Genomic DNA, 24,476 nt, shown 5'->3' on the forward strand with positions numbered 1-24,476 from the left:
CGGAGGTCCCGGACGCCGCGCGCATCGTCAGGCTGCCCGGCGCGGCACCATGCGCTCGCTCGTCAGGGCGTCCTGTGCGCCCGAGACGCCCGCCTCGGTGTATTCCGCATCCTCGTTCACGCACCACGGATCGTAGCGGCGCTCCCCGGCGAGGATGTTCTCCACCGTGAGCATCGCGGTCATCATCGCGTGGTCCTGGTTGTTGTACTTGTGCATGCCGTTGCGCCCGACGAGGTGCAGGCTCGGATAGGCCTGTTCGAGGTCCCGCCGGATGGTGGCGACGTGGGCCTTGTAGTCCTCGTCGTAGACCGGATAGGCCTTGGGCTGACGCACGACGCAGGCGTCGACCACGTCCTCGGAGCGGATCAGCCCGATCTGGCCGATCTCGCGCTTGGCCAGCGCGATGAGGTCGGCATCGGACTGCGCCCAGAGCCCGTCGCCCTCGAAGCAGAAATACTCCAGGCCGAGGCAGGTATGCGCCGCGTCCGGCACCATCTCGGGCGACCACGAGCGGAAGTTCTGCACGCGCCCGACCTGCACGGACGGATCGTGGATGTAGATCCAGTTGTCGGGGAAATTCCGGTCCGAACGCGCGATCAGCGCCACGGTGAGGAAGTCCCGGTACTGCAGGGCGCGGGCCTGGAAGGTGCTGATCGGCGCGGGCGAGAGCGATCCGACGAGTTCGCGCAGCGGCGCCGAGGAGATGACGTTGCGCGCCGTGAAGATCTCGCGGGTGCCGTCGGCGGCCTTGGCCGTCACGGTCCAGAGGCCGGTCCGGACCTCGTAGTGCAGGCCGTCCACGCCCCGGTCGAGGCGCAGCGTTCCGCCCTGGGCCGCCACCTTCGCGGCGGCCGCCTCCCACATCATGCCCGGCCCCTTGCGGGGATAGCGGAAGGACTCGATCAGCGTCTTGATCACGGGCTCGCCGGCGCGCGGCGCCCTGCGCAGGCCGAGGGAGCGAACCAGCGCGTCGCGGATCGCAGCCCCGAGATCGAGTCCGTTGATGCGCTGGGCCGCCCAGTCCGCCGAGATGGCGTCGCAGGACATGCCCCAGACCTTCTCCGTGTAGGTCTTGAAGAAGATCGAGAACAGACGTTCGCCGAAGCGGTTGCGGACCCAGTCGTGGAAGCTCTTCGGCTCCGCGATCGGACGGGCGCGGGCATAGAGGTAGGAGGCGACGCAGGCGGTGCTCTCCAGGATCCCGAGGTTGCGCAGGGCCTCGAAGGCCTTGAGCGGATAGGCGTAGTACTTGCCCTTGTAGAAGATCCGCGACAGGCGCGGCCGCTCGATGAAGTCGTCCGGCAGCAGCTCGTCCCAGAGATCCACCACGGCCTTCGATTTCGAGAAGAAGCGGTGACCGCCGATATCGAACAGGTAGCCGTTATGCGCGACCGTGCGACTGATGCCGCCGACCTGGGCCGGATCCTTCTCCAGGACCGTCACCGAACGCCCGGCCTTCGTCAGCAGATAGGCGGCGGTCAGGCCGGCGGGTCCCGCCCCGATCACGAGCGTTTCCGAGTGGTGGCTCATCGGGCAGGACCGTCAAGTTAACCGAAGGACGACACATCTCCGGGATAGCGCGCGAGTGGTTAAGGAAGCCCTGTCCGCGCCGGGGCGGGGGCCTCCGCGCGCAGGCCCCCCGGGGTCTCGCGGTGCGCGGTGGCCCTCCCGCCGTCGGCCCGGCGCCCCATATGCGCATGGTCCTCCCGCCGTTCGGAACCGCCTTGCTCAAGATCGCCGCTCTCGCCTTCGTCCTCCTCTATCTCGCGCCCATCGCGATCTCCGCCGCCCTCTATGCCCGCCAGACCCGCGGGGACTGGCGCTCCGCCGACCGGTCCAGCACCGGCCTCCTGCCGCCGGCCGCGACCCAGCCCGAGGCGATCGTCCGGATCTTCTCGGCGCGGACGGTGAGTTGGCGCGGCATCCTCGCCACCCACAGCTGGATCGTCGTCAAGGAGGCGGGGGCCTCCGCCTATCAGCGCTTCGACTACACGGCCTGGGGCCAGCCGATCTGGATCGACCGCTTCGTGCCCGACGGGCGCTGGTTCGGAAGCGTTCCCGACACCATCGTGGCCGCCGACGGTCCCACCGCGGAGGCGATGATCCCGCGCATCCGGGAGACGATCCGGACCTACCGCTACGCGCAGCCGGGCGATTACACGGTCTGGCCGGGTCCGAACTCGAACACCTTCGTGGCCGCCGTGATGAGCGCGGTGCCCGAGATGGCGGCGAGCCTGCCGGCCACCGCGATCGGCAAGGACTTCCCCTACGACGGCCGCTGGATCGGCCTGACGCCGTCGCGAACCGGCCTGCGGCTCAACCTCGGCGGCTATCTCGGGCTGACGGTGGCTTGGGTCGAGGGCCTCGAGGTGAACCTGCTCGGTGCCGTGGCGGGACTCGATCTGCGGCGTCCGGCCCTCAAGCTTCCCGCCCTCGGTCGCGTGGGATGGTGACGGGCTCGGCCCCCACCGGGCTCCCTCGAACCATCCGACCGATGGACCGTTTCATGGCATCGGGAGGTGTGCTCATGACCGTCGTGGCTTCGAACAAGATCTGGCTGGAAGGCAGTACCGCCCGGACCGATGGGCTCCCGGTCTCCGCCAATCCCTATCCGGCCGGATCGCAGGAGAGCGCGGACTGGCTGGAGGGCTACACCACCGTCGAGGCCGAGCAACTCGGCGTCAGTCCGGATGCCGGCGAGAACATGTAGGCCCGGCAGGGGCGGGTGATCTCCGCTAGCGCGCCAGGCTCGCCTTCACCGTTCCCGTCGTCGCCGGCTCGGCCAAGGCGGCGGCGAAGGGATTCAGTCCCCTCTGGTCGACCACGCTGGCCGAGTACAGCGACAGGGCCGCCAGTAGACCGATTCCCAACGTGGCCTTCAGAACCGTCCAGAGGCGGCCGGTAGCGGAGCGCATGGTTCCATCCCTGACGTGGCGTTCAGGCTGCTTCGGCCGGGTTCGTGGCGCCATGATGGCCGGCCGCGGGAAAGCGCTGCCCCGAGGGGGCGACGGGGGCCAGGGTCACGGGCGGTTTCGGGTGTCGCGGATGGCCACGGGACACCATCCCGAGCAGTCCCGGTACAGCGACGGCAGCGAGGCATCGCGATCGACGTGCGTCGGCGAACCCGGATCCGCGGCGCCGCCACGAGCGGCTCCAGGGTCCGTCGCTCGCGTCACCGGCGTCCCCGCCCGGGAATGCGCATCCTTGGCGGCGATCCGGGGCGAGGATGCGCCGAGTTCAAGGGCTCGGCACGGGCCGCGGCCTGCGACTCCTTGCTTGGGCGTCGGCAAGGAACGCCCGTCGCTGCGAGACATTCTCTGCTCACATTCAGACAGTCGTGGCATACCAACGGGGTTCCCCGCATGCGCAACCATATCACGCCCGACCATCGCGCCCTGTCGGGGCCATCGACCGAGGCGGGTCAGAACTCCGGTTCCGCCGCCCCGACCCAGCGCCTCGAGCGGCTTCACGACGAGCACGGCGGGCCTGTGGCCGGCCCACCGTCCAGGCCGTCCGGCGCCCGTGTCTCGCCGGCTTCCGACTTCGAGGGCTTCGGCTCGTTTTCCTGAGCCGAAGCCCGCACCGGACCGCGTCCACGACGCGATCATTCGCCCTCACAGGATTTTTTCGATGACCACCCTGACCCATCTCGATGCCACACCCCGCCAGACCACGAACGATGTCCGCAACGTCGACGCCAATCGGACCGGGCCGCACAGCACGTCGATGAACCGCGAACACCGCGTCGGAAACACCGTCGACCAGGTGGATCAGGTCAGCAGCGTGACCCTGCTCGGGTTTGCGGTGGCGGGATCGATCGTGATGCTCGCCGCCCATTGGCTGGTGGGCTGAACCTCCGGGGCGACCGGCGGTCGCCGATCGATCGTAGCTGCATGGACGGACCGATGACCCGCACCCTTCTGACCCTCGCCGCCTTGGCAATTGCCCTGTCCGCCTCCCCCCTGACGCATCCGGCCTCGGCGGAACCGCTCGCGCCCACCGGCGGAGCGGGAAATACCGGGGTCACCACGCCGTCCATGGCCCCGGGCGCCGCGCCGCGGGCCAGCGACGCCGTGGGTCGCCCCGCACCGAACGTCGTGGGCAATCCGAGCCCCAATTCCATTCCCGGAAGCAGCCCGGGCCTGAACATCGGCGGCACGCCAACCAGCGGGCCGCCCGGGACCGGTGGTGCGGCGGGCGGCCCTTCGATCGGCAACCAGTAGCGGGGCAGCCCGGCGCCGCCCCGGTTCAAGGGCGACACGCCCGGCCGCCGTCCACCGGATAGGGCGTGACGACGGCAATCCAAGGTCGCGGCCCTGCCGCCCGCGCATGCCCGACAGCAGGCACCCCGCGTCGGCGCGTCGCCCGGAGAGGCGCCATCCGGCCCACGGAGTTCGCGCAACCATCGGATGATTCCGGCTCGGCCGTTCGTCTATCTCATGCCTCCCGAAACCCGGGGGCTGTTACCTTGACACCCGCGCGGTTCACGCCGTGGCGGGTGTTTTTTCTGGGTTCGCCCTGGGACATCGTCAGGAATCGTCCGGCGTGACGGGCATTGGGCCGATCGACCGACCGGCCGGCTCGTCCGCCCCGCGCAGGATGGGCGCGCGACTCTATCGATGAACGCGGCAACGCCCGTCGCGACGAGGCGATCGGACGGGTCTGCAAGACCTGCGATGCCGCGCGAAGGTCTGCGCAGCGCCGGCGTCCGATAGTTATCCGGGACAGGTCACGAAAGGACAGGGGCCCGAGTAAGGCGATCTTCGCATGCGCCAGCGAAGATCCCGGCCGTGCGAGCCGACCCTGACCGCCAATGGTCGGAACGCCAATCCATCGCGGGGATGCTGCCGGTGCGACGCACGTCCTGCTCGGTGCCGGCATCCGCGGGGGGGCGTCCGTCGAATGCCTTCCCCGGTTCTGCGAAAGCTCCGACGCGTTTTTCGGTTCCTGTTGCTGGATTGTTGCTGCGAATCGTCCACGATTCGTGTCGAATTCCTCCGTTGAGGTCGACGCCCGATCAACCGTTAGGTCTCACCGCGCCCGCCCGGCTCCGGCCGCGGCGGGTTTTGATTGGCAAGTTCCGATTGGCAAGTTCCGATCGACAGGTTCCGATGGGAACGACGAAGACGGACCGGCTGTTGCCCTGGTAATCTCGCCATCAGGACACCCCATGATCAGAACTGCCGCCCTCGCCCTCAGCGCCTCCCTCTTCAGCCTGTCCGCCCTGGCCCAGCCCGCCACGGCCCCTGGCGCCGCCCCCGGCCAGCCGCGCGGCACCGTGGTCCAGGGTCAGCCGAACACCACGGGCAACGACCCGAGCGTGTCCGTCTCCCGGGGTGCGACCGGTGCCGAGACGGCGACGACGGACTCGGCCGCGGGTGGAAATGCCGGCAAGCCCGAGCAGGCCGTCCCCAACAGCAGCGCCGGCGGCCGCTGACGCCTGACGGCCTTCGGCAAGGCCTGTTCTTGACAAGTCCCGACCGACCCGCCCGGCTCCGGCCGCGGCGGGTTCTTCATGCCCGGGGGGCAAGCCACCGGGGGCCGCCTCAGCCGACGTCGACGTCGATGTCGAACGCCATGCCGCGGCCCGGCCCCTGGTCGGCATAGTCGACGAGGGCATAGCCGCGCTCGCGCAAGGCGGCCTCGAGACCGTCCCGGTGCTTTCGGAACGTCTGCCCGATCGCCAGAGGCGTCAGGCGCGGATGGCTCTGTCGAAGCTGATCGACGCCGATGCTCAAGGGCGCGCCCTCGCGGTCGGCGATGCGGATGAGGGCGGATGCCAGATCCGCGGCCTTGGTCTCGGCCGCCGATTTCGCCTTGAATGCCATGATCGGATCCTCTTCTCGTATCATCCGTGATGAGGACCGGCCCGTGTGGATCCCGCCTCGTGCCGGCCACCCCATCGCCCCCGGTGATCGAGTGGGCGGTCCGCGCCCTGCTGGGTTCGCCGGGCAAACGGAACGCGCCGAGCGTCCGCGCCCTCCGGCCCTTTCACCCGGCGTGGGAGAGGGGCCGAGCGCCCGTGCCCGGATCGATACCGAGCCGGTGGCCGCCCCAACACATGTTCTTCCTTCGTTCTAGCAGATGCCGGGGCGGGATGCACGGGAGAACCGGCAGTCCCTCCAGACCCGAGGCGCGCCGGTCGGGCCGGCCTTCACGGCAACCAGGAGCTCGACGATGATCGAGGAACGGGAAGGGCGGGGTCCTCTACAACTAGGCTATAGTATCCCAATCACAAAGTCGTGTCTGAGTCTGCCGCCTTCAATCCGCGATAAAAGCCGCGGACGACCATGATGACATCAAGCAAGAGTAACGCGGCGTTCACTGAAGCTTTTGACGAAGACATAAGGTCTCCCGGGCTAAATGCATCCCATGATGCTCACCCTCGCAACGCTTCTGGAAAGCCAGGCCGTCGTCTCCGTCCTGGCTGCAGCGACGATCTGCACCCTGAGTGCCTGGCTGACGGTGCACCTGCTCCGGAAGGCCGAGGCCGCGCCGGCGACCCGACGCGGACGATGGCTGGTGGGCACGGCCCTCGCCGCCGGGCTCGGAGTCTGGACCACGCACTTCCTGGGCATGCTCGGATATCGGACCGACGTCATCCTGGGCTTCCATTCCGGGACCACGATCGCGTCCGCCCTGATCGCCGTGGTGGCGGTGGGCGTGCCCTTCGCGCTCTCGGCCCTGCCGAAGGGTCGCCCGGCCCGGGGCCTCCTGGGTGCCGTGGCGGGGCTCGGCATCGGCGCGATGCACATCACCGGCATGTCCGCCCTCGAAGGCTGCACCCAAAGCCAGTCGGACACGGCCAACGCCCTGGCCTACCTGCTGGGGGCGGGGGTGATGGCGGGGGCGCGCCTCCTCCCCGAGCGCCGGCCCTTCGATGCGATCGCCTGCGCGCTCATCGTCCTGGCGGTGTGTGGAACACACTTCACCTCCCTGGCCGGGACGGTGCTGGAGGGGCAACCCACCGCGACGCTCGGCCCGAACGTCCAGGTGGCGCTGAGCATCCTGACCGCCGCCGGTGCGGCGATCCTCATCACGGGTGCCTTCGTCGCCCTGGCGGCGACCCGGCGCTTCGAGGCCCAGGAACAGGCCCACCTGAACGTCCTGGCGACGGCGCTCCAGAACATGTCCAACGGCATCCTGAAGATTTCGTCCCAGGGATCCATCGAACTCTACAACCAGCGCCTCCTCGGCATGCTCGATCTGGCTCCGGACGCCGTCCGGGTCGGGATGCACCTCGAGGACTTTCTCAAGGCCACGGGTGATTCCAACGGATGGGATGCCGAGCGCACCGCCCGTGTGGCGGGCAACCATTGGCTCTGGATGGGCAAGGACGAGGAGACCCGGGTCGAGCACCTCTTCGACGACGGCCGGATCCTGTCGATCGCCTGCCAGCCCGTCGCCGACGGCGCCGTCCTGACCTACGACGACGTGACCCGGGACCGGCGTGCCCAGGCGGAGATCTCGCAACTAGCCTATCACGACCCCCTGACGGGTCTGTGCAACCGGCGCGCGCTCAACGAGCGGATGCTCGCCGTGCATCAGACGGGGGCTCGATCCACCCTGCTCCTGCTCGATCTCGATCGGTTCAAATTCGTCAACGACACCTTCGGCCATGCGGTCGGTGACCAGTTGCTCGTCGCGGTGGCGGGCCGGCTGCGCGCGCTCATCGGCGAGGCGGACTTCATCGCCCGGCACGGCGGCGACGAACTCGCGATCCTCACGGCGGGCGATACGGCCTCGGCCAAGGCCCTGGCAGACCGGATCGTGGCGGAGATCGAGAAGCCCTACATCCTCGCGAGCATGACCGTGGTCGTCGGCTGCAGCATCGGCGTGTGCGGCCTCGACGACAGCACCAGTCCCAGCGACCTGATGCAGCGGGCCGATATCGCCCTGTACGAAGCCAAGCGCCGGGGCCGCGGGGTGGCGGTCGGCTACCAGCCCGGCATGATCGAGGCGATCGCCGCCCGCGGCCATCTCGAGAACGATCTGCGCGGGGCGCTCGCCCTGCGGCAGTTCTATCTCGTCTATCAGCCGATCCTGTCGCTCACGACCGACCGGATCGTCTCCTGTGAAGCCCTGATCCGCTGGAACCATCCGCATCGCGGACTGGTCTCGCCGGATGAGTTCATCCCCCTCGCCGAGGAGACCGGGCTGATCGTTCCGATCGGACAATGGGTGCTGGAACAGGCCTGCCGGGAGGCTGCGAACTGGCCGGACGCGCAGCATCTGGCCGTCAACGTGTCCGCGGTCCAGCTCCGTTCGCCCCTCCTGCTGACGCATGTCGCCGAAGCCCTGGCCGCGAGCGGCCTGCCTGCGAGCCGGCTCGAACTCGAACTCACGGAGACGGCGCTTGTCGAGGACGGGCGGCAGATCGCCCATACCCTGGACGCTCTGCGCCGGGTCGGCGTCAAGATCGCGATGGACGATTTCGGGACGGGCTACTCCTCCCTTGCCCACCTGCGCGATCTTCCCCTCGACCGGATCAAGATCGATCGCAGCTTCGTCGCCGCGGCGCTGGACGACCGGCAATCCCTGGCGGTCATCAAAGCGGTGACGCAGATGGGCCGCGACATGAACATCCCGACCCTGGCGGAGGGCGTGGAGAGCCGCGAGCAACTCGATCTCCTCCGGGCGATCGGCTGCGACGCGGTCCAGGGCTACCTGATCGGCCGGCCCTCCCGTCGCCAGACGGTCGCCTACCCGGAGGGCGGCGCCCGCGCGGCGTAGGCGCCGGACCGCCCCGCAGCCCGCCTTGGTCGGCCGCCGGTGGATGGGGTGCAACCGCCCAGGGGCTGAACCCCCAGGCGTCCGGTTGTGTGAATGTTAACCCAAGGCGGGTGATCGATCAGGATGCGGCGCGTTCGGGACCTATCGGGATCCTTACGCGCCCAGGGGCGTCTTCCGCCCGGTCCAGGTAGAGCGATGCAGAACGATCCACGGCTGTTCAGCCTGCCCCGCTGGCGCGTGACACGGTGGCTGACCGATGCAGGCCACGAGGTCCCCGACGAGATCCGCAAGGCCCTGGTCGCGAGCCTGTTCGGGACGCTGCCGATCTTCGCCGGGGGCGTCCTGAACACTCTGGCGGTCTCGGCGCTCGTGGCCTCGCGGATTCCGCAGAGGCCGTTCCTGCTCTGGTGTGTGCTGGAGTGCGGCATCTGCCTCACCCGCCTCTTGGTGCTCGTCATCGCGCAGCGGGCCGCCGCCGCGCGCCGCAAGACGCCGACCGACCTCTATATCCTGCTCGGTCTCGCCTGGGCTGCCAGCGTCGGCTACGGGACCTTCATCAGCCTGACCAGCGGGGACTGGGTCGTGGCGACCCTGGCCTGCCTCTCCGCGGCGGCGATGGTCGGGGGCATCTCGTTCCGCAACTTCGGCGCGCCGCGGCTCGCCGGGGCGATGATCGTTCTGACGCTCGGCTCCTGCTGCCTCGCCGCGCCCTTCACCGGGGAGCCGCTCCTCCTCATCACGTTCCTGCAGATCCCGTTCTACCTCGCCAGCATGAGCGCGGCCGGGTTTCGCCTGAACCGGATGTTGGTTGCCACCATGCAGGCCGAGCGCGACCATGCGTTCCGGGCCCGGCACGACAGCCTGACCGGCCTTCTGAACCGGGCCGGGCTGGCGGACGCGATCGCAGCGCGGCGCGATGGTCTCACGGCCCTGCTGTATCTCGACCTCGATGGCTTCAAGGCCATCAACGACACGCATGGCCACGCCGCGGGCGATCAGCTGCTCCAGGCCGTCGCGGAGCGCCTGCGGTCCAGCGCGCGACCGCAGGATATGGTCGCGCGCATCGGCGGCGACGAGTTCGTCGTCCTCACCGATGTCCCGGCGCCCGCCGCGCTGATCGCGTTCAGCGACCGGATCGTGGCGCAGATCTCCGTTCCCTTCCCCCTGGATCGCGCGCGGACGGTGCAGGTCGGGGTCAGCATCGGGATCGCGCTGGCGCCCGAGCACGGCACCGACCTGGCGGGCCTGCTCTCCGCGGCCGACGAGGCGCTCTATGCCGCCAAGGCCCTGGGCAAGAGCCGCAGCGCCCTCGCGCCGCAACGCGCGGCGGCCTGACCCGACGGCGGGCGAACGGCCGGGGCGGGCCGACCGCATGGCCCGGTGACGATCGTCGAGGACCGAGTGGCAAGGACCCTGTGACGAAGACCCGGTGAGCCCGGCGCCGGAGCGGACGGCGCGCCTCTGTGCCGGTCGCCGCGCGCCCGGCGCAGCGTCGTGCGGTGAGCCGGGCGGCACGGCCCCGGTTCCGCAATGGCGGAACCCGGGAGCGCGAACGAACCATGGGAGCGATCGCGGTAAGGCGAGCGACCCGCGCGGCGTCCACCGATTGCAACCCTCTCGCCGGACTTTCTGCAAGCTTCTCGCCCCTCACGGCCCCAGGGCTCACGACCGGGGCTGATGCCCCCCAGAACGCGTACGGGGCGGCGGTGACGGGCACCCGTCCGGCCCGCTCCGTCGGCACGCCTCGCGCTTGCTGCCAGGATATCAGAGGCTTGCGTTTCGGCAGGATGGTCGTTGATCCGGGCGCGGATCAAGGATGTCCGTTGGCTGTGGCATCCCTCCGATGGTGCCCGTCTTCGAAGCCTCAAAGGGGTCTATCGTTTCCGACCCTCAGATCAGGTCCGAGAATACACGATCTGACCAACCCTTGAGATTGGCCCGGCCCGATGGCGTGGGAAGCCGTTCGCCGCGCGGCGGCTTCGGGCCTCTTGGCCCGGGCGTCGTCTTTGTCTGACGGCTTGGTTTTTGTGGGCCACCGATGGCGTCCCGCTCGAACAGGAGACACGCTCCCTGTTCATCCGATATCCAGCCTCGGTCAGCCCATCCGATGAAGCGCCCGTCATAGGCATAAACTTTGTCATCGTGGATGAAGGCCACAGCCTTGCCGCTCCAGAGATAGAGCGAGTGTCCATCGTGGCAGAAGACGGCCTCTCGCCCGGCTTGGTCAAAGAATTCGATCATGGCCGGTGCCGCCCCTCAAGTTGCTGCGTCAGGTCCGACGCGTCATGCCAAGATTCACAGACCTAATCCCGGTCCCGACTTTCCGGCGTGTCGACGCCATCGGTGACGCGTGCGATGTCGGCCACGGCATCATCGAACTGGACAGGCGCACACTCATATCACGTATTCCAGCTCGTGCCCGATCAGTCTGCGCATGGTTTTTCAAGATCAAAGCCTGCGCTGAGACATGATTTGATCCCGGGTGACGAATGAGGGCTTCGCTATTCCGAAACGCGATTGCGGGAATATTTCTCTGATGCCGGTGTGCATCACGGACGCGAAGAGCGGGCACCGATGCCCTCTCCCGCGGCCATCGTCTGTGGGAATGCATCGTCTGGTCTCGACCCCACCGAGGTATGACGGGCGATCCGCTTCCGCTGGCACTTACGGCAGCGGCCTGCCGTTCCGCTCGATCCGCTTCAAGAGCTGGATTGCTCGACCAAGCGCGAGCATCACAAATCCGCCGATCGTCCCTCCCAGGGCTGGGCCGAGGTAGGCGCCCCCTTCAGATGCCGGTGCTCCCGAAGAGGCGAGCAGGAAGAAGCTGCCGAACGCGATGTGCAGCGCTCCGGCGATGTAGAGCGTGAGTTTCACGGGATACCCTTAAAAATCTTTCGCGGACCTGGTGTCCGCACCTACGCCTGCGCGAGCCGTCGTGTGTGCGCTAGTGCTCCGCCTGGTACGCTATCCCATTGCCGGCCACGATATCGGGGCGTCGGCGACGGAGAGAGACGCGCGCTCCCGCCTTGCGACAGCTGGGGGAGGCGCATGCCTCGCTATCACTTCAACGTCTATGACGGCATCGTCCTTCTCGACAAAAAGGGTGTCGAGTTGCCGGACGCTAGGTTCGCACGACGAGAGGCTATCCGGTATGCGGGCGTCCTTCTGGAGGAAGGCGCAAGACTCGAAAGCCTTGGTCGGGAATGGCGGATGGAAGTTACCGACGGAACGGAGCTGATCCTATTCCGGCTGGATTTCTTTGTGACGCCCTCTCCAGCCGCAAGTCCGTTGAAAGCAAGTCCGTTGAAAGCGCTTGGTCAATAACCCTGGTCCCTGGATGCCTTCGGGTTGGCTATCCGTTTCAGCGGTTGATGGAAGTCCGCTTTAGACTCGATTTTATCGCCTTTGCTTGCGGGTTTGTGATGCTGTCCGGTTGATCGTAACATGCCGACTGCACGAACCAAGATCGGAGCGTGGAAAGTGCGCATGGCTCAAGCCCGACGGCCCTGATGGAGCTCGAGCTCCACGAGATCGGGATAGGGGCGCAGAGGATGTGCGATCACTGCACCGATCCACCCTCAGGCGCCTGCAGCATACGCAGCGCTTCGCCGAGAATTTCATACAGGTCGGACACGCCCTGGTGGCCCATCGGGATGCCCACCCTCTGATCCTCTACGGTGGTGAGGATGACGATTGCCATGCGCTCTCCCATCATCAGGTCCGGCTTCGGCATCATCAAAAGGAGGAGTACGTCGCCCTCGGAGGCGTCCGATCGCGCCTCTTTCGCCACCGAGGGTCGAAACGGCTTCTGCTCGCTCATAACCATCTCCGCAGCTGAATTTGAGAGGCGCCGATGGCTGAGCGCGCTTCCCCAGTCGGTCTATTCAGAGTGGGGGCCGGTCACTGCATGACCTCGGAGTCTGGCTTCAAACCACGCAGTGCCTCACCGATGACCTGGTAGAGGGTCGACAGCGCCTCGTGTCCCAGAGGTATGCCGAAACGATCTCCATCGACTGTCTTCAGGATGAGGATTCCGACGTCCTCGCCCATCAAGATGCCGGCCTTGGCTTCGCAGAGGGGGAACATGAACGGGCCTTCGCCGTCGAACTCGACCTGCTCGGCCGCCTCCAGCGCGAAGAACTGATCCTGTTCGGAGCGGTTCTCGTCGGCCATTGATGATCTCCTGCTCCGTCATCGTGCGGAGACGTTCGATGCCCTCGCAGGGCACGCCCCTCATGTATCATGGTTTCCTATGCGCAGGGACGTGAGGCAGCATGTGGCTCGCCAGGACCGCACCCAAACGAGGCTCTGCTCGGCTGTATGACCGTGATGCTCGCAGGCATTGCATGGGCTTACGCTGTATCGAAGCGTATTTTCTTGCGTAGGCGCCGTACGCTCCCGATTCGGGGTCGACGTTAAGCTTCTAAGGAGACGGGTTGCGCCGCGTCTCCACTTTGAGGGATGGTGAGCCGAGCCGACCTTGAGAGGGTCTTTCTGGGAAGCGGCTGCAGATGTCGTGCTCAAACCTGAAGAGCACGTCGATCGAAGAGACTTAAACCATTCGTTCGCTCATCAGCATCCCGGCATCATCGAAGATGCCCTCCCACACCGAGGCTGCGACGCGAAGCGTGACCCGCCAAGTGCCGACGTGCTCCTCGATGCCTTTCTCGATGCGGCTGGTCACTTGCCCGAGCCGCATCTTCTGGCGCATCAAACGGGGATTGATCATAAGCCGGGAATGCAGCTGGTTCGGATCCAGCATCCAGTCGCCACTATCGTTTCGCTCCAGTCGCATAACAAGCCTTTGATCAGCTTGGCGGCAAATGCGGAGCTGAACGCGAAGATAGCACGGATTCCCGACTCGAGGTGCGTGCCGATTATGAGCGTCGTCTCGCCTGAACGAAGCGCAAGCGTTTAGACGCCGGCTTCCATTGATCCGCTCGCTCGCAGACGTGCAGCCGGCCCAGATGATTTCTTTAGAATTCCAATCCATCACGAGCGGGCGCGTTGACGCCCCGTGAGAGACCGCATCGCATATCAGGACGGCGAGAACGAACCCGACTCACGGACGGAGCCGGGAGATGGGGACGCCGCGCAGGCCCAGGCCCGGGAAGGCCTTGTCCAACACGAGGCCATGTCTGTGCGGGCCGTAGACAGCGAAGACCGCGCAGTCTGGGCTACGCATGCCGGCCGCGCAAAGAGCGGCGCCCCTCGATCACAAGGGGCGCCGGGACTGTTTAGTAATAGCTGCGCCGGCCGTAACCCCGATCGTGACCGTAGCCGTGACCGCGTCCTCGACCGAAGCCGAACTCTCGACCACCGAAGCGATGTCCGAAGTGGCGACCACCGCCGTAGCCATGGCGACCGTATCCATCACCATAACCGCGGCGACCGTATCCGCGGCCGCCATAGCCTCCGTAGCCGTACTGGACGGTCTCTACCGCGGCCGCAGGCTCAGTCATCGCCGCGACACCGAGCGGTGCTGCCGAGGACGGTGTCGCTGCCAGAAACAAACTGGCAGCCATCAGGCCAGCACCGAGCGTGAGCGTCTTGAGCATTGGGTATCTCCCTGCGGACCTACCCGTTCAGATAGGCTGCACGTCCCTCGTAGCAGGCCCAATCTGAACGGCGTCCACGCTCTCTCGCCGCCGCTTTACTCGATGGAGACGGCCCCAATACCCGTTAGGAACCCGAGGGGCCAAAACGTATTCGGGTGGTCGGGCTCCGAGGGGTTCCTGATGGTTGGTCCGAGCACAGAGTGGCCGGGTGCTTCGAGGTTGGTTTGGCCGGTGCGTGACGCTGGTGTCGGCAGTTCGCCCGCAAGGGGGACGTCGCCATCAAACCGATGGTGCCTGGCACTCTCAGCTGACCCGGCCCAAAGCCAGCCGGTCGAGTCCATGTGACTGTCCGGTTTTGATCCGCCAAAAAGACCAGTTGAACGACCGGGATGCGCGCGACGCTGCCACGAAACGCTCTTGCAGAACCGGAGCTTGAAAGCCGTTCGATGCGGATCGCGCCGAGCGCCGCTTTGTAACCCCAAGCTAACCACGGCTCTCGGAAGCCGATGTTTGTCAGTCCGAGAGATTCATGATCGAGGCCCGCGCGGAGCGAGAACGTATGGTGCCGGTTGCGGGACTTGAACTCGCGACCTACCGCTTACAAGCAGATGAATCCGGATGTTGTTGCAATTGACGCGAGTACACTCTGCGCAACGCTGTTCGACATAATTTTACGGCTACCCGGGGAACGTGTTGCGGCCTGGGTATGCGCGGTATCCTCGAATCATGTCGATCCTTATGAAGCAGTATGCAGCCACATGACTGTAACCGCAGCTGCAACCAGCGAAGATGTTTCGTGACGAGTATGAGGCTGTTGGGACCAGAAGCTCCTCCAAAAGAGGAGGAAGTTGCGGATCCGGTCCAAACAATTCGTACAGGCTTCTCAAACGCCTATTCGGACGCGGAAGCTAAACTATACCTTTTCGATTTCTAGATAACCGATCGTGCCCGCGGCATCCTCCGTATAGCGCTTGCTTCGGATTGTCTCCGGGGCGATCCCTTGCGCGAAGCTCTCGATCTCGGATGGGGTGCGGTAGAGTAAGTACCAATCCATGAAAACCTCCATGTAGGCTTCCTCGCGGACGCCCCAGAGGAAATTCGGGATCAGGAGTTGGCCACCCTCGTGAAGATGATCGAATAGGACGCTTGTGAGACGTGCCGCCACTCTCGCATCAAGGTAATCATACAGGCCGGCGGCATAGATCAGGTCAAATCGCCCCAAGCCCGTCTTTCCCGCCAAGATCTGCCGGACGGTGGCCTGTCGCGCTTCGATCGTGTGCGAGACAGAGCCCTGGTACCCATCAACGACAGCTAAGCTTTCCGCGTCCTGATCTAGGGCAAGTAGGCGTCCGATTCTCCCCGCTTTGAGGGCGATGCTTAGCTCCGCTTCACGAAGATGCCCACTCGCTACGGACAGGATCGAAGGCATCTCGCGGCGTGTGGCTACCTCGTCGATCTTTGCGGCAAGGATGGAGCGACGATGACGGACTGCCTCACAGGCCGTCACGTTCACGGTGAAAGCCATGACCGTGCGTCCGGCCTCCGTGGCAGCCTCCTGCGCCGCTCTTGCCGCTGGATGTCGATAGACGAAGTCAATCAGTCCAGCATCGCCGGGGTATCCACGCGGCCTTGAGAAAGAATGCCTGGTGAAGGGGCATTCGTGTATTAGACTTGCGACAGCATGTGAGCGTGCAGCGGGGAGAACAGCTTCGCGCCAAGTTTTATCGCTAAACGTTTCCTTCAGAAGGCTAAGAAGATCGATGAGCGTATCCGTCATCGCAGTATAGTCTTCGGGCAAGGCGAGGCTGACAACATTTGTTAATGCGCGATTAACGTCGTCAGAAACGACAGGATAGAGAGCTTGCGGTAGAGTAACCGCCTGCTGATTTTCGAAAAATGATCTTGGACTGTCGTCAAGAGATCTAAAGGTGCTGAGGAGATCACGTTCGCGTAAAAGTGAAAGTCCGCCGCTGGCCATATCTCTAACGCCCTTGCGCACCAACGTCCGGAGGATCCGGGGATGCGAAGATTAGGGTTAACGAGAGGTTAAGGCTGGTCCAAGAGCAGCAGCTGCGTAAATCTTCCCATCATTATCTTTTGTTTGACCGTGTGGCCTGAGCGCACCCAAAAATGCGGAGGAGGGGCTACGGCTGCTGCCCCCTAACGCAGATTGAGACTGATCCGGCTCGGATTTCCGACGCGGTCACGCTGGTCAGGTAAGGGGTTCGCATTCTCTCAGACTGCGTCAGACGCAACGGCAAAACGCTGTGGAGCGCTTCCACCAATTGGAGAGCGCCGATTAAGTGAAAGCGCCCATGCTCATTCTATTAGGGATTTAGGAAATTGGCGCTGGTACCACCCAGCGGGGAGGCGCCAAAACGATGACGAACGAACCGCTAGACCTCCTTGATCGAGAGCTCGGCAAGCGTTGGTTTGAGCGCCGCTCACCCGAGCTCAATGCGGCCTTCGAGGTTCAGCACGCAAAGGCCTTGAGCACCGAACTCAGCAGAGCGTGCCAGTTTGTAGGTCTACTGTATGTCGCGTTCGGAGCAATGGATGCCCTCCTGATCCACGACATGCTTCCCTACCTCCTGCCGATCCGCTTGGCGATCGGTGTAATCTACGTGATGGCGATCGGGATACAGGTGCGGCGCGGCGTCGGTACGCGCATCCTCGAATTCCAATGTGCGATCGGAATTGTTTTAGGCTTTGCCGCGTGGCTGTTCTTGGCTGCTCAGAGCGCGGAGATGACGGCGACGCTGTACTATGCAGGGTACGGCCTTATATTCATGCTGGTTGCCAATCTGTTTTTCAATCTAAGCTTTGAGTTTGCGCTACTCTCATCCGGGTTGATCGCGGCGATCTTTTTGTACTGGGCGATAGCGTTTGTCGGCGATACGACTTACATTGTCTGCTTCGGGTCGCTATACCTATTCAGCTTTCTTCTGACTGCTTTCCTGAACTTCAAATACAACCGCGAGCGCTATCGCGTACACTTGAATGCTAGCCGGGCGGAACTGCGACAGCAGGAGATTGTGAAGCGCGGAGACGAGTTGATTCGGCTCTCGACCACAGACGCTCTCACCGGGCTAGCGAACCGCCGAGCCATTGATGACTCCTTACGTAAGCTCTGGCTCGACGGTAAGGACTCTGGTAGAGCGTTCGGCGTTGTCTTGATCGATGTCGATTACTTTAAATCGTACAACGATCGCTATGGGCATCAGCAGGGTGATCGCTGCTTGGCCGGCGTCAGTCAGGCCATGTGCGGTGTAACTGAGCCACTGCGATACACCCTTGGGCGCTTCGGTGGCGAAGAGTTCGCGGCTCTTTTTCAAGCTGACTCCATGGAGCAAGTCGCCGCGTTCGCCGAAGAGATCCGGCGGGTGGTCGAGAGCCTGCAGATTACTCATACGGCGCGCCGCGATCACCTCTCGGGCATTACGGTGAGCATTGGCGCAGCATTTTCCGGGGATGTTGCGAGCGACAAGCCCGAGCGAATGATCACTGCGGCCGATCTTGCGCTCTATGTGGCGAAGGAAGAGGGGCGCAACTGCGTCCGGACCTTTGATCGCCGGATGCTCGAGTCCGATGTAGGCGACGCACTCACAGCCGAGATGCTACGTTCGGCCATCACGGACCGGCGCATCTCGGCAGTCTTTCAGCCCATCATTGATGTGACGTCGGGCCTCATTTGGGGCGCCGAAGCACTGATGCGCATCAAGGATCCAGAGGGGCGGGCCGTCTCGCCAGAATCCTTTATCCCTGTGGCTGAGCGGACGGGCGTCATAATGGAGCTCGGCGAATGGATGCTGCGCGAGGCTTGTGACCTCCTCGCCTCGGAACCTTCACTTCCAGTTGTCAGCGTCAACGTCTCCTCGCGGCAAATCGAGGATTCGAATTTCGTCAACGCTGTTGAGGCGATTGTGCGCGCTGCCGCGATCGCGCCCTCCCGCTTAGCCCTCGAAATCACCGAGGGAGGGCAAATCAGCGGAAACCCTCGGGTCGCACAGCTAATGGAGCGGCTGTCCGCGATCGGGATCCGCGTCTGGCTCGACGATTTTGGAACCGGGTTTGCCGGCCTAACCTGTCTGAGCGAACTGCGCTTTGACATGGTCAAGATAGATCGTTTTTTCGTTCAGAGTTGCGACACGCCGAGAGGAGCGAAGCTGCTGAAAAACATCATTGATTTGGTGGGAAGTTGCGACCAAAGGACGATTGTGGAGGGCGTCGAGGAAGCTCACCAAATCGAACTTGTCTCGTCGTTTGGCGTCGATCTGTTCCAGGGTTACCATCTTGGGCGACCGATGCCGAAGCACGAGTTCGTCCTACGGCTCGCTAATCATCCTAATTTAGTTTGAAAGCCAGTCTGCCTCCAGTCAGGCCGACTTTGATCATCGATCGTTCTTCACCACTATGATCGTCCAAGAAGCTTAGCCCCAATTTTTGCAGTGACTCTGCGACCGCTGTACGGCTAAGCAGCAAAGCATCGGCCGTCCATAATGCCTTAAACTGACAAGCATACTCTCAAAGTTGAGTAGGATAAGCCGTGCTAGCATCGGTTGGCGTTTGAAGGAGCCTATATGTTGGGGGGGGCATACTTAGTCACGTTCGCCTCTGCGGTATAATACGTAGCTTTCTGTATTTCACCGATGTGGAATTGACATCTGGCCGCCACGCGATGCAATATCATTGCGCGAATTCAATGTGACTCGATGGGGTTGTATCCGAGGCGCGAACAGGCGCTGATCATACAGCTTTTGCCCGTAAAAAGCCGTCTTCGGGCGGCTTTGCGAGAATCTAACCATAGTGAGTCGGCGGTTTCTGTTCACCCGCGAGAATCAAGGACGCAGCGCACATCGCTCCGCCATCGATTCGCACTTCGAACTTGGTCAATCCAGGGGCGAGGTGCGTCTGGATGTGTGAACCACCTCTTTGACACGCCACGCCCTCGTTGAAACGAGGATGCGATGTCCGACATCGGTGGTATAACAATCGAGCCGTTCCTAACCATCAAACAAGCTTCGGTGCAGCTCGGAGTACATTACTGGCTGCTTTTGCGGCTGGTAAATTCGGGTGGCGTTCTGACTTATAGCTTCGGCAACTCCAAAAAGCGCATTCGTTTGTCTGAGTTAATCGCCGTCGTTGAAGCCGGCCGGAAGGTAGGTGCGTTATGAGCACCGCCCCGATGACTACGTCAAACAAAGCCGTCGGCTTTCTAAAGGCTCTGCACGGCGATGCCTTTGTGGGCTTTCAGCTTCTTTTTCAGCTGCCTACCCGTAATACAGATTCCTTTGAAGCTAAGGAATGGGCTGCGCTGGCAACTATGATCGAGCGGAGGAGAGATACAGTCGACCTTTACGGGGTGATAGGTACCCAGAGCACACGGGTTGGTGGCGCGAAGAGGGGCGCGATTGATACTGTCGCGCAGGTGTCGGGGCTTATTATCGACGTAGACTTTGCGTCCAAGAAGGATAACGGAAAAACGTATGTCGCAGATGCTGAAGCGGCAAGAATGATCCGGGAACGCTTACTGCACGCTCCTTCCGCGGTTGTCGCAACCGGAAATGGAGAGCATTGGCACTGGTTCTTCGACCAGCCGATCATCATCACGACTGAAGAGGACCGTCAGCTCGCGAAGGCCATTTCGCTTAACTTCAATCGGGCCATGCAGGCGATTTTTCGCGAAGCCGGGGCCGAAATCGACAGCGTTGGCGATATTACCAGGGCATTTCGTCTGCCCGGGACCTTCAATCACAAAGGAGGGAGCAAGCGGCCGGTCGTTCTTCAAGTTTTCGACCCGACTCGCCGCTATACAGTTGCGACGCTTGCCGACTTCGCAACTCCCGCTCCCGCTCCGATGAAGCGAAGGCGCCGGCCGAGTAATGGACTTGCTCTGGCGAGACACGAAGCCATCCGTCGCGATTGCTCTTGGTACTTCGATGTCACTGGTGATGGAGCTGTTTCCTGCTCAGAACCAGACTGGTTCGCCGCAGCAAGCATCACTGCGTGCTGCCAGGATCCGGAAGAGACCTTTCACGCCTACAGTGAAAGCTACGACCGATACGACCGCAGGGAAGCTCAGTCTAAAATCGAGCGGGCGATCAAAAACTCTATGCCTCGGACTTGTGCGTCCATCGAGTCTGATCTTGGATATACGGGCTGTCAGGCTTGTCCCCATCACGGAAAGATCACGTCACCCGTTCAACTCGGCAGCGGTCCGCGTCGGTACGATCCAGGTCAAGAGGGGCCTATCCCGCTTGGCTACACCCGTGATGGGAATTTCGCGCTCCGTGATCCGGTTCGCAACATCATCATACCTGCGAGCGCTCAACAACTGCTCTCCAGTCAGTGGCTGCAGGGGGTAGCCCCGTCCAGCTTCTGGAAGCACCAATTCGCGACTGAGAAATCTTTCAGTTCGACGGCAGCCGGCGAGGCTATCATCGCTGCGTGCAAAGAGGTGGGCCCGTTCAATCCCACTCGGATCCGTGGTCGCGGCATATGGGTTGAGGACGGCGAAGTGGTTATCAACCTTGGCGGGACGTTGCGGGAGGGGCTGAAAAACCAGTACCTCTGTTTCGAGCCGATACCGTTACCCGCAGATCCGAGTTTTGATACGGCTCGCTTGTCCCAGTTGCTTGACCGCTTCAGGTTCCGAGACCCGAAGAACGCGACGCTTCTGCTGGGCTGGCTTGCCATTGCGCCCATCTGTGGCGTCTTGGCTTGGCGGCCACACTGCTTCGTTTATGGACCGCCGAAGGCTGGGAAAAGCACGCTCCATGGCCTCGCAACGTCACTGCTCACACCCTTAGCCTTATCAACTACCGGCGACAGCTCGGAGGCTGGTATCCGCCAAGCGGTAGGGCCTGACAGCCTTCCAGTCATTATTGACGAGTTCGAGAGTGATCAGAAGCGGGGGCGGCAGCAGGCCATCGTGATGTTGGCTCGTAGTGCGTCCTCCGGGACGACGCCAGTCCTTCGGGGTACGCCTGAGGGAAAGGCGATGCAGTTTAGCCTGCGCACGACCTTTTTCTTCAGCGGTATCAATCCGGCAGGTCTGTCCCCGGCCGATGCGAGCCGCATCCTATTGCTCGAACTCGTCATGCACGAAAACGATCAAGAAGCGGCGCGTCATATCACAGCTGAGCTTTCGCATTTTGCGAATGCTGGGCCGAAATGGTGCGGGTACATGGCGTCGAAGGCCCTGCTTGTCGATCCGGCAAGGGAGGCGTTCGAAGCGGAGATGCCTGGACTTGACGCCCGTCTCAGGACGAACATCGCCACGCTCCTTGGTGCGGCTTTCGTTGCCCTTCACGGGCGTGTTCCCGTATCCGAAGAGGCCAAGCTTGAGGCCTCAGAGTTTGCTTCAACGACTGCGGACCATGCCGAAGAAGTCGATCGTGATGATGCTGGAGAGGCCCTTCATCATCTGTTCGCACATCTGATTTCTGGATCGTCACTGGGCCAGTGGTTGGCCCGCGAACATCGTGACCTGATTACCGACGGCATCGACGATAAACGCATGAGTGCGCGTATCATAGCGTCGCTGGACATCATGATGAGAGTTCGCAACGACGATCCAGGGTTCTTCCTTTTACGAGGCGCACCGGGGATCGAGAGGATCTTTAGGGACACGAAGTGGGCTGGCGACGCGTGGACACACGCCATCCGCAAATTGGACGGCGCCTTCTCGCCAAAGAACCCAATTTACTTCGCCAACATCAGGAAAAAAGCTCGGGCCATCGGACTAACGTTCGACATTCTGCCAGACCCGACAGAGGAGCCGGATGGAGATTTCGGGACAGACCCAACAAACGGGGTTGGGCCTCGGTACTGATCGACTGACTGTGACCAGGACGCAGGACGGGACGTACTGACAGATAAGGATGGGGGGAGGGGGTACTGTCTGGGCATTAGCGCGCGCACCTACCCTCCCCCTCTCCCCTTTCATATTGTTGTCCGTCCTGTCCTGCGTCCTGATCGGACGGACCTACCGCTTCACAAGCATTGGACCACGAGGCTGAACAATCAACCGGCTGTATTTCGATGAAGCGTGAAATACAAGCCCTTGTATATGCGGGCTGCTGAATACGTGACCCACACATCGTGGTTCCTTTCGCGGTTACAGAAGCAATTCTGCTTAAGCCGTTCCGGGCCTGGCCCATGTGCGGTTCCATTTTATTCGCGTTAACTGCTCTATGCGGTGGACAATTGTTCCGCTCGTAACCGCATGTTTTTCTTTTGATTACGTTCCCTGGAGTGCTGGTGATGACCAATTCTTTTAACATCAGCCTCACAAAGCGGGATCGGCGTCGTAAGCTTCGCTCCGGCGAGGTCGTCATCAACACTCGCTGGGTCTTGAATTACACCGACCCCAAGACCGGTCAGCGCGTCCAGCTCTTCTTCGAGCGTCAGAAAGAGGCCATAACCAAGCGCAACGCGATCCATGCGGCTGTTGAGACGCGCACCTACGTCCCAGTGCGTGAGGTGATCAGCGTCGGCGAGGCTGTTTCGCTTTGGCTAGAGGGCCGCCGCGGCGAGGTGAAGGACCAAACCCTGTCTGTCGTCAGATGATTTGGGACATTCAGCGGTGTTCAGGAGCGGAGGCTCTGGTCCATCTGGGGTGAGAGGTTAGGCAGCCTGCGCGTGATGGCGCAAGCGGCGATCCATCAGGGCAACGCCGGCGGCTTCACCCTGATGGGCTACATTGTCTGTCGTCAGATGATTTGGGACATTCAGCGGTGTTCAGGAGCGGAGGCTCTGGTCCATCTGGGGTGAGAGGTTAGGCAGCCTGCGCGTGATGGCGCAAGCGGCGATCCATCAGGGTCTGGCGCTTGATGCGTTCCCGCTCGGCCAGGATCCCTTCGCCGCGTCCGAAGTAGACGTCGGCGGGTGTGAGGTTGCTCAGGCTCTCATGAGCTCGGGCATGGTTGTAGTGTTCGACGAAGTCGGCAATCTGCGTCTCCAGCTCACCGGGCAAGTAGGCGTGTTCCAGTAGGATGCGGTTCTTGAGCGTCTGATGCCAACGCTCGATCTTGCCCTGCGTTTGAGGATGGCATGGCGCGCCGCGGATGTGGGTCATGCCTCGGCTGGCGAGCCAGTCGGCCAGGTCGCTGGCGACGTAGCTCGGCCCGTTGTCGGAGAGTAGGCGTGGCCGCTGCATCACCCGCGCCTGATCGAGCCCAGCTGCACCCAGCGCCAGGTCGAGCGTGGCGGTGACGTCGCTGGCCTGCATCGTCGTGCACAGCTTCCACGCCACGATGTAGCGTGAGAAGTCGTCCAATACGGTCGACAGGTAGTACCAACCCCAGCCAACGACCTTCAGGTAGGTGAAGTCCGTCTGCCAAAGCTGGTTGGGCGCGGTGGTCTTGTCGCGGAACTCGGCGGCAGCCTTGATGACGATATAGGCCGGGCTGGTGATCAGGTCCTGAGCCTTGAGGAGCCGGTAGACAGTGGCTTCCGAGACGAAGTAGCGGCGCTCGTCGGTGAAGCGCACCGCCAGCTCACGCGGACTGAGTTCAGGCTGCTCCAGAGCCAGGGCTACGATCTGCTCGCGGATCTCCGCAGGTAGACGGTTCCAGACCCGGCTCGGCTGCGAGGGATGGTCCTTCAGCGCCTCGGGGCCGCCGCGCTGGTAGGCGTCGTACCAGCGGTAAAACGTCGAGCGCGTGATGCCGAGCTTGTCCAGGGTGGCACGCACCGGCAGGTGGGATTGCTCAACGAGCCGGATGATCTCCAGCTTCTCAGAGGCCGGGTACCTCATGCCTCGTCGCCCCCAGCCCCGGTCATAGATCAGCTACGACCTCCTTCAGCGCCCCCGCCTCGCGCCGCAGATCCCGCACCTCGTCCGTGGTGGCCGCACGAGCCGTGTCCCCCGACAGGCGCTTCTTGCCCGCCTCCAGGAACTCCTTGGACCAGCCGTAGTACATTGAGGCGGCGATCCCCTCGCGTCGGCACAACTCGGCGATGCTGTCCTCGCCACGCAAGCCTTCCAGCACCACGCGGATCTTCTCCTCGGAGGAGAACTGCCGACGTGTGGCCCGACGGATGTCCTTGATCACCGCCTCTGCCGGTTTCTTGGCCGGCCCAGATGTCTGCTTCATCTTCGCTCCTCAGGGGCTACGATGAACCAGCCATCCTCCGTTCGTGAAGACCCTCAATCTGTCCCACAGGTGCTGACGTCGGACA

22 protein-coding genes and 1 pseudogene are annotated in these 24,476 nt (G+C 63.4%); 12 read left to right on the top strand and 11 right to left on the bottom strand.

Translation table 11 applies throughout. From position 1 onward, the window contains the following. Positions 1-27: 27 nt before the first annotated feature. Complete coding sequence (locus ASF41_RS14250) at positions 28-1,530, bottom strand: NAD(P)/FAD-dependent oxidoreductase (protein WP_056494152.1); 1,503 nt, start codon at positions 1,528-1,530, stop codon at positions 28-30. A 167-nt stretch (positions 1,531-1,697) separates the two neighbouring features. On the opposite strand from ASF41_RS14250, the gene ASF41_RS14255 reads away from it, so the two are divergent. Both ASF41_RS14255 and ASF41_RS14260 read left to right on the top strand, forming a co-directional pair. After that, on the top strand, positions 1,698-2,453 hold the full coding sequence (locus ASF41_RS14255; protein WP_056494156.1) for a DUF3750 domain-containing protein: 756 nt from the start codon (positions 1,698-1,700) through the stop codon (positions 2,451-2,453). Positions 2,454-2,527: 74 nt separating this feature from the next. Continuing rightward, complete coding sequence (locus tag ASF41_RS14260; protein ID WP_056216177.1) at positions 2,528-2,710, top strand: hypothetical protein; 183 nt, start codon at positions 2,528-2,530, stop codon at positions 2,708-2,710. Between the two features lie 25 nt (positions 2,711-2,735). On the opposite strand, the gene ASF41_RS14265 is transcribed toward ASF41_RS14260, so the two are convergent. Then, entirely contained in the window at positions 2,736-2,915 is a 180-nt protein-coding gene (locus ASF41_RS14265; protein WP_056494159.1) for a hypothetical protein, read from the bottom strand. 715 nt (positions 2,916-3,630) lie between these two features. Between ASF41_RS14265 and ASF41_RS14270 the strand changes: the two genes are divergently transcribed. From ASF41_RS14270 to ASF41_RS14280, 3 genes are all read left to right on the top strand, one after another. Beyond that, a complete protein-coding gene (locus tag ASF41_RS14270; protein ID WP_056216093.1) occupies positions 3,631-3,852 on the top strand; it encodes a hypothetical protein in 222 nt (73 codons plus the stop codon). A gap of 53 nt (positions 3,853-3,905) precedes the next feature. Next, a complete protein-coding gene (locus ASF41_RS14275; protein ID WP_082487596.1) occupies positions 3,906-4,223 on the top strand; it encodes a hypothetical protein in 318 nt (105 codons plus the stop codon). 947 nt (positions 4,224-5,170) lie between these two features. Continuing rightward, the gene (locus tag ASF41_RS14280) at positions 5,171-5,437 is read left to right on the top strand and encodes a hypothetical protein (protein WP_056352218.1); all 267 of its coding nucleotides are present in this window, start codon (positions 5,171-5,173) and stop codon (positions 5,435-5,437) included. A 109-nt stretch (positions 5,438-5,546) separates the two neighbouring features. Here the strand turns inward: ASF41_RS14280 and ASF41_RS14285 are convergent, their stop codons facing one another. Continuing rightward, positions 5,547-5,828, bottom strand: coding sequence for a hypothetical protein (locus ASF41_RS14285; RefSeq protein ID WP_056275908.1), 282 nt, complete (start codon positions 5,826-5,828; stop codon positions 5,547-5,549). Between the two features lie 544 nt (positions 5,829-6,372). On the opposite strand from ASF41_RS14285, the gene ASF41_RS14290 reads away from it, so the two are divergent. Together ASF41_RS14290 and ASF41_RS14295 are read left to right on the top strand one after the other, a co-directional pair. After that, positions 6,373-8,733: an EAL domain-containing protein gene (locus tag ASF41_RS14290; protein ID WP_162242117.1), complete on the top strand. Its 2,361-nt coding sequence runs from the start codon at positions 6,373-6,375 to the stop codon at positions 8,731-8,733. Positions 8,734-8,928: 195 nt separating this feature from the next. Then, positions 8,929-10,068, top strand: a complete 1,140-nt coding sequence (locus ASF41_RS14295) for a GGDEF domain-containing protein (RefSeq protein ID WP_056352220.1) — start codon at positions 8,929-8,931, stop codon at positions 10,066-10,068. Positions 10,069-10,623: 555 nt separating this feature from the next. Here the strand turns inward: ASF41_RS14295 and ASF41_RS23820 are convergent. Both ASF41_RS23820 and ASF41_RS14300 read right to left on the bottom strand, forming a co-directional pair. Next, positions 10,624-10,974, bottom strand: coding sequence for a 4-fold beta flower protein (locus ASF41_RS23820; RefSeq protein WP_082487522.1), 351 nt, complete (start codon positions 10,972-10,974; stop codon positions 10,624-10,626). Between the two features lie 423 nt (positions 10,975-11,397). Further along, the gene (locus ASF41_RS14300; RefSeq protein WP_056494162.1) at positions 11,398-11,607 is read right to left on the bottom strand and encodes a hypothetical protein; all 210 of its coding nucleotides are present in this window, start codon (positions 11,605-11,607) and stop codon (positions 11,398-11,400) included. A gap of 174 nt (positions 11,608-11,781) precedes the next feature. Between ASF41_RS14300 and ASF41_RS23825 the strand changes: the two genes are divergently transcribed. Next, positions 11,782-12,057, top strand: a complete 276-nt coding sequence (locus ASF41_RS23825; RefSeq protein ID WP_082504426.1) for a DUF6894 family protein — start codon at positions 11,782-11,784, stop codon at positions 12,055-12,057. Between the two features lie 235 nt (positions 12,058-12,292). Here the strand turns inward: ASF41_RS23825 and ASF41_RS14305 are convergent, their stop codons facing one another. The 5 genes from ASF41_RS14305 to ASF41_RS14325 all read right to left on the bottom strand — a co-directional run bounded on the left by ASF41_RS14305 (position 12,293) and on the right by ASF41_RS14325 (position 16,290). Further along, positions 12,293-12,553 (bottom strand): hypothetical protein, encoded by a 261-nt coding sequence (locus ASF41_RS14305; RefSeq protein ID WP_056494165.1) that lies wholly within the window; start codon positions 12,551-12,553, stop codon positions 12,293-12,295. An 80-nt stretch (positions 12,554-12,633) separates the two neighbouring features. After that, positions 12,634-12,906: a hypothetical protein gene (locus ASF41_RS14310; protein WP_056352230.1), complete on the bottom strand. Its 273-nt coding sequence runs from the start codon at positions 12,904-12,906 to the stop codon at positions 12,634-12,636. A gap of 379 nt (positions 12,907-13,285) precedes the next feature. Next, a complete protein-coding gene (locus ASF41_RS14315; protein ID WP_056352233.1) occupies positions 13,286-13,528 on the bottom strand; it encodes a DUF6522 family protein in 243 nt (80 codons plus the stop codon). Between the two features lie 442 nt (positions 13,529-13,970). Then, entirely contained in the window at positions 13,971-14,291 is a 321-nt protein-coding gene (locus tag ASF41_RS23830) for a hypothetical protein (RefSeq protein ID WP_082504427.1), read from the bottom strand. Between the two features lie 913 nt (positions 14,292-15,204). Continuing rightward, the gene (locus ASF41_RS14325) at positions 15,205-16,290 is read right to left on the bottom strand and encodes a methyltransferase type 12 (RefSeq protein WP_244479663.1); all 1,086 of its coding nucleotides are present in this window, start codon (positions 16,288-16,290) and stop codon (positions 15,205-15,207) included. 382 nt (positions 16,291-16,672) lie between these two features. Here ASF41_RS14325 and ASF41_RS14330 point away from each other — a divergent pair, with 382 nt between their 5' ends. From ASF41_RS14330 to ASF41_RS14340, 4 genes are all read left to right on the top strand, one after another. Then, positions 16,673-18,649 (top strand): bifunctional diguanylate cyclase/phosphodiesterase, encoded by a 1,977-nt coding sequence (locus ASF41_RS14330; protein ID WP_056494175.1) that lies wholly within the window; start codon positions 16,673-16,675, stop codon positions 18,647-18,649. Between the two features lie 609 nt (positions 18,650-19,258). Then, complete coding sequence (locus ASF41_RS24890) at positions 19,259-19,465, top strand: hypothetical protein (RefSeq protein WP_156653294.1); 207 nt, start codon at positions 19,259-19,261, stop codon at positions 19,463-19,465. Then, entirely contained in the window at positions 19,462-22,125 is a 2,664-nt protein-coding gene (locus ASF41_RS24895; RefSeq protein WP_156653295.1) for a hypothetical protein, read from the top strand. The genes ASF41_RS24890 and ASF41_RS24895 overlap by 4 nt, the downstream gene beginning before the upstream one ends. 431 nt (positions 22,126-22,556) lie before the next feature. After that, positions 22,557-22,862 (top strand): hypothetical protein, encoded by a 306-nt coding sequence (locus ASF41_RS14340; RefSeq protein ID WP_056494180.1) that lies wholly within the window; start codon positions 22,557-22,559, stop codon positions 22,860-22,862. A 208-nt stretch (positions 22,863-23,070) separates the two neighbouring features. On the opposite strand, the pseudogene ASF41_RS14345 reads toward ASF41_RS14340, so the two are convergent. Next, positions 23,071-24,391: pseudogene (locus ASF41_RS14345) on the bottom strand (IS3 family transposase). Between the last annotated feature and the right edge of the window lie 85 nt (positions 24,392-24,476).

Origin of the sequence: Methylobacterium sp. Leaf111, from assembly GCF_001423285.1 — a bacterium.
Classification (GTDB): Bacteria; Pseudomonadota; Alphaproteobacteria; order Rhizobiales; family Beijerinckiaceae; genus Methylobacterium.

Coding starts and splice junctions, on each gene's coding strand:
- ASF41_RS23830 (WP_082504427.1), bottom strand. CDS start 14,291: ATGCTCAAGACGCTCACGCTCGGTGCTGGCCTGATGGCTGCCAGTTTG.
- ASF41_RS14305 (WP_056494165.1), bottom strand. CDS start 12,553: ATGAGCGAGCAGAAGCCGTTTCGACCCTCGGTGGCGAAAGAGGCGCGA.
- ASF41_RS14260 (WP_056216177.1), top strand. CDS start 2,528: ATGACCGTCGTGGCTTCGAACAAGATCTGGCTGGAAGGCAGTACCGCC.
- ASF41_RS14310 (WP_056352230.1), bottom strand. CDS start 12,906: ATGGCCGACGAGAACCGCTCCGAACAGGATCAGTTCTTCGCGCTGGAG.
- ASF41_RS14270 (WP_056216093.1), top strand. CDS start 3,631: ATGACCACCCTGACCCATCTCGATGCCACACCCCGCCAGACCACGAAC.
- ASF41_RS14315 (WP_056352233.1), bottom strand. CDS start 13,528: ATGCGACTGGAGCGAAACGATAGTGGCGACTGGATGCTGGATCCGAAC.
- ASF41_RS14265 (WP_056494159.1), bottom strand. CDS start 2,915: ATGCGCTCCGCTACCGGCCGCCTCTGGACGGTTCTGAAGGCCACGTTG.
- ASF41_RS23820 (WP_082487522.1), bottom strand. CDS start 10,974: ATGATCGAATTCTTTGACCAAGCCGGGCGAGAGGCCGTCTTCTGCCAC.
- ASF41_RS14280 (WP_056352218.1), top strand. CDS start 5,171: ATGATCAGAACTGCCGCCCTCGCCCTCAGCGCCTCCCTCTTCAGCCTG.
- ASF41_RS14295 (WP_056352220.1), top strand. CDS start 8,929: ATGCAGAACGATCCACGGCTGTTCAGCCTGCCCCGCTGGCGCGTGACA.
- ASF41_RS14330 (WP_056494175.1), top strand. CDS start 16,673: ATGACGAACGAACCGCTAGACCTCCTTGATCGAGAGCTCGGCAAGCGT.
- ASF41_RS14275 (WP_082487596.1), top strand. CDS start 3,906: ATGACCCGCACCCTTCTGACCCTCGCCGCCTTGGCAATTGCCCTGTCC.
- ASF41_RS14340 (WP_056494180.1), top strand. CDS start 22,557: ATGACCAATTCTTTTAACATCAGCCTCACAAAGCGGGATCGGCGTCGT.
- ASF41_RS14285 (WP_056275908.1), bottom strand. CDS start 5,828: ATGGCATTCAAGGCGAAATCGGCGGCCGAGACCAAGGCCGCGGATCTG.
- ASF41_RS24890 (WP_156653294.1), top strand. CDS start 19,259: ATGTCCGACATCGGTGGTATAACAATCGAGCCGTTCCTAACCATCAAA.
- ASF41_RS24895 (WP_156653295.1), top strand. CDS start 19,462: ATGAGCACCGCCCCGATGACTACGTCAAACAAAGCCGTCGGCTTTCTA.
- ASF41_RS14290 (WP_162242117.1), top strand. CDS start 6,373: ATGATGCTCACCCTCGCAACGCTTCTGGAAAGCCAGGCCGTCGTCTCC.
- ASF41_RS14255 (WP_056494156.1), top strand. CDS start 1,698: ATGGTCCTCCCGCCGTTCGGAACCGCCTTGCTCAAGATCGCCGCTCTC.
- ASF41_RS14250 (WP_056494152.1), bottom strand. CDS start 1,530: ATGAGCCACCACTCGGAAACGCTCGTGATCGGGGCGGGACCCGCCGGC.
- ASF41_RS23825 (WP_082504426.1), top strand. CDS start 11,782: ATGCCTCGCTATCACTTCAACGTCTATGACGGCATCGTCCTTCTCGAC.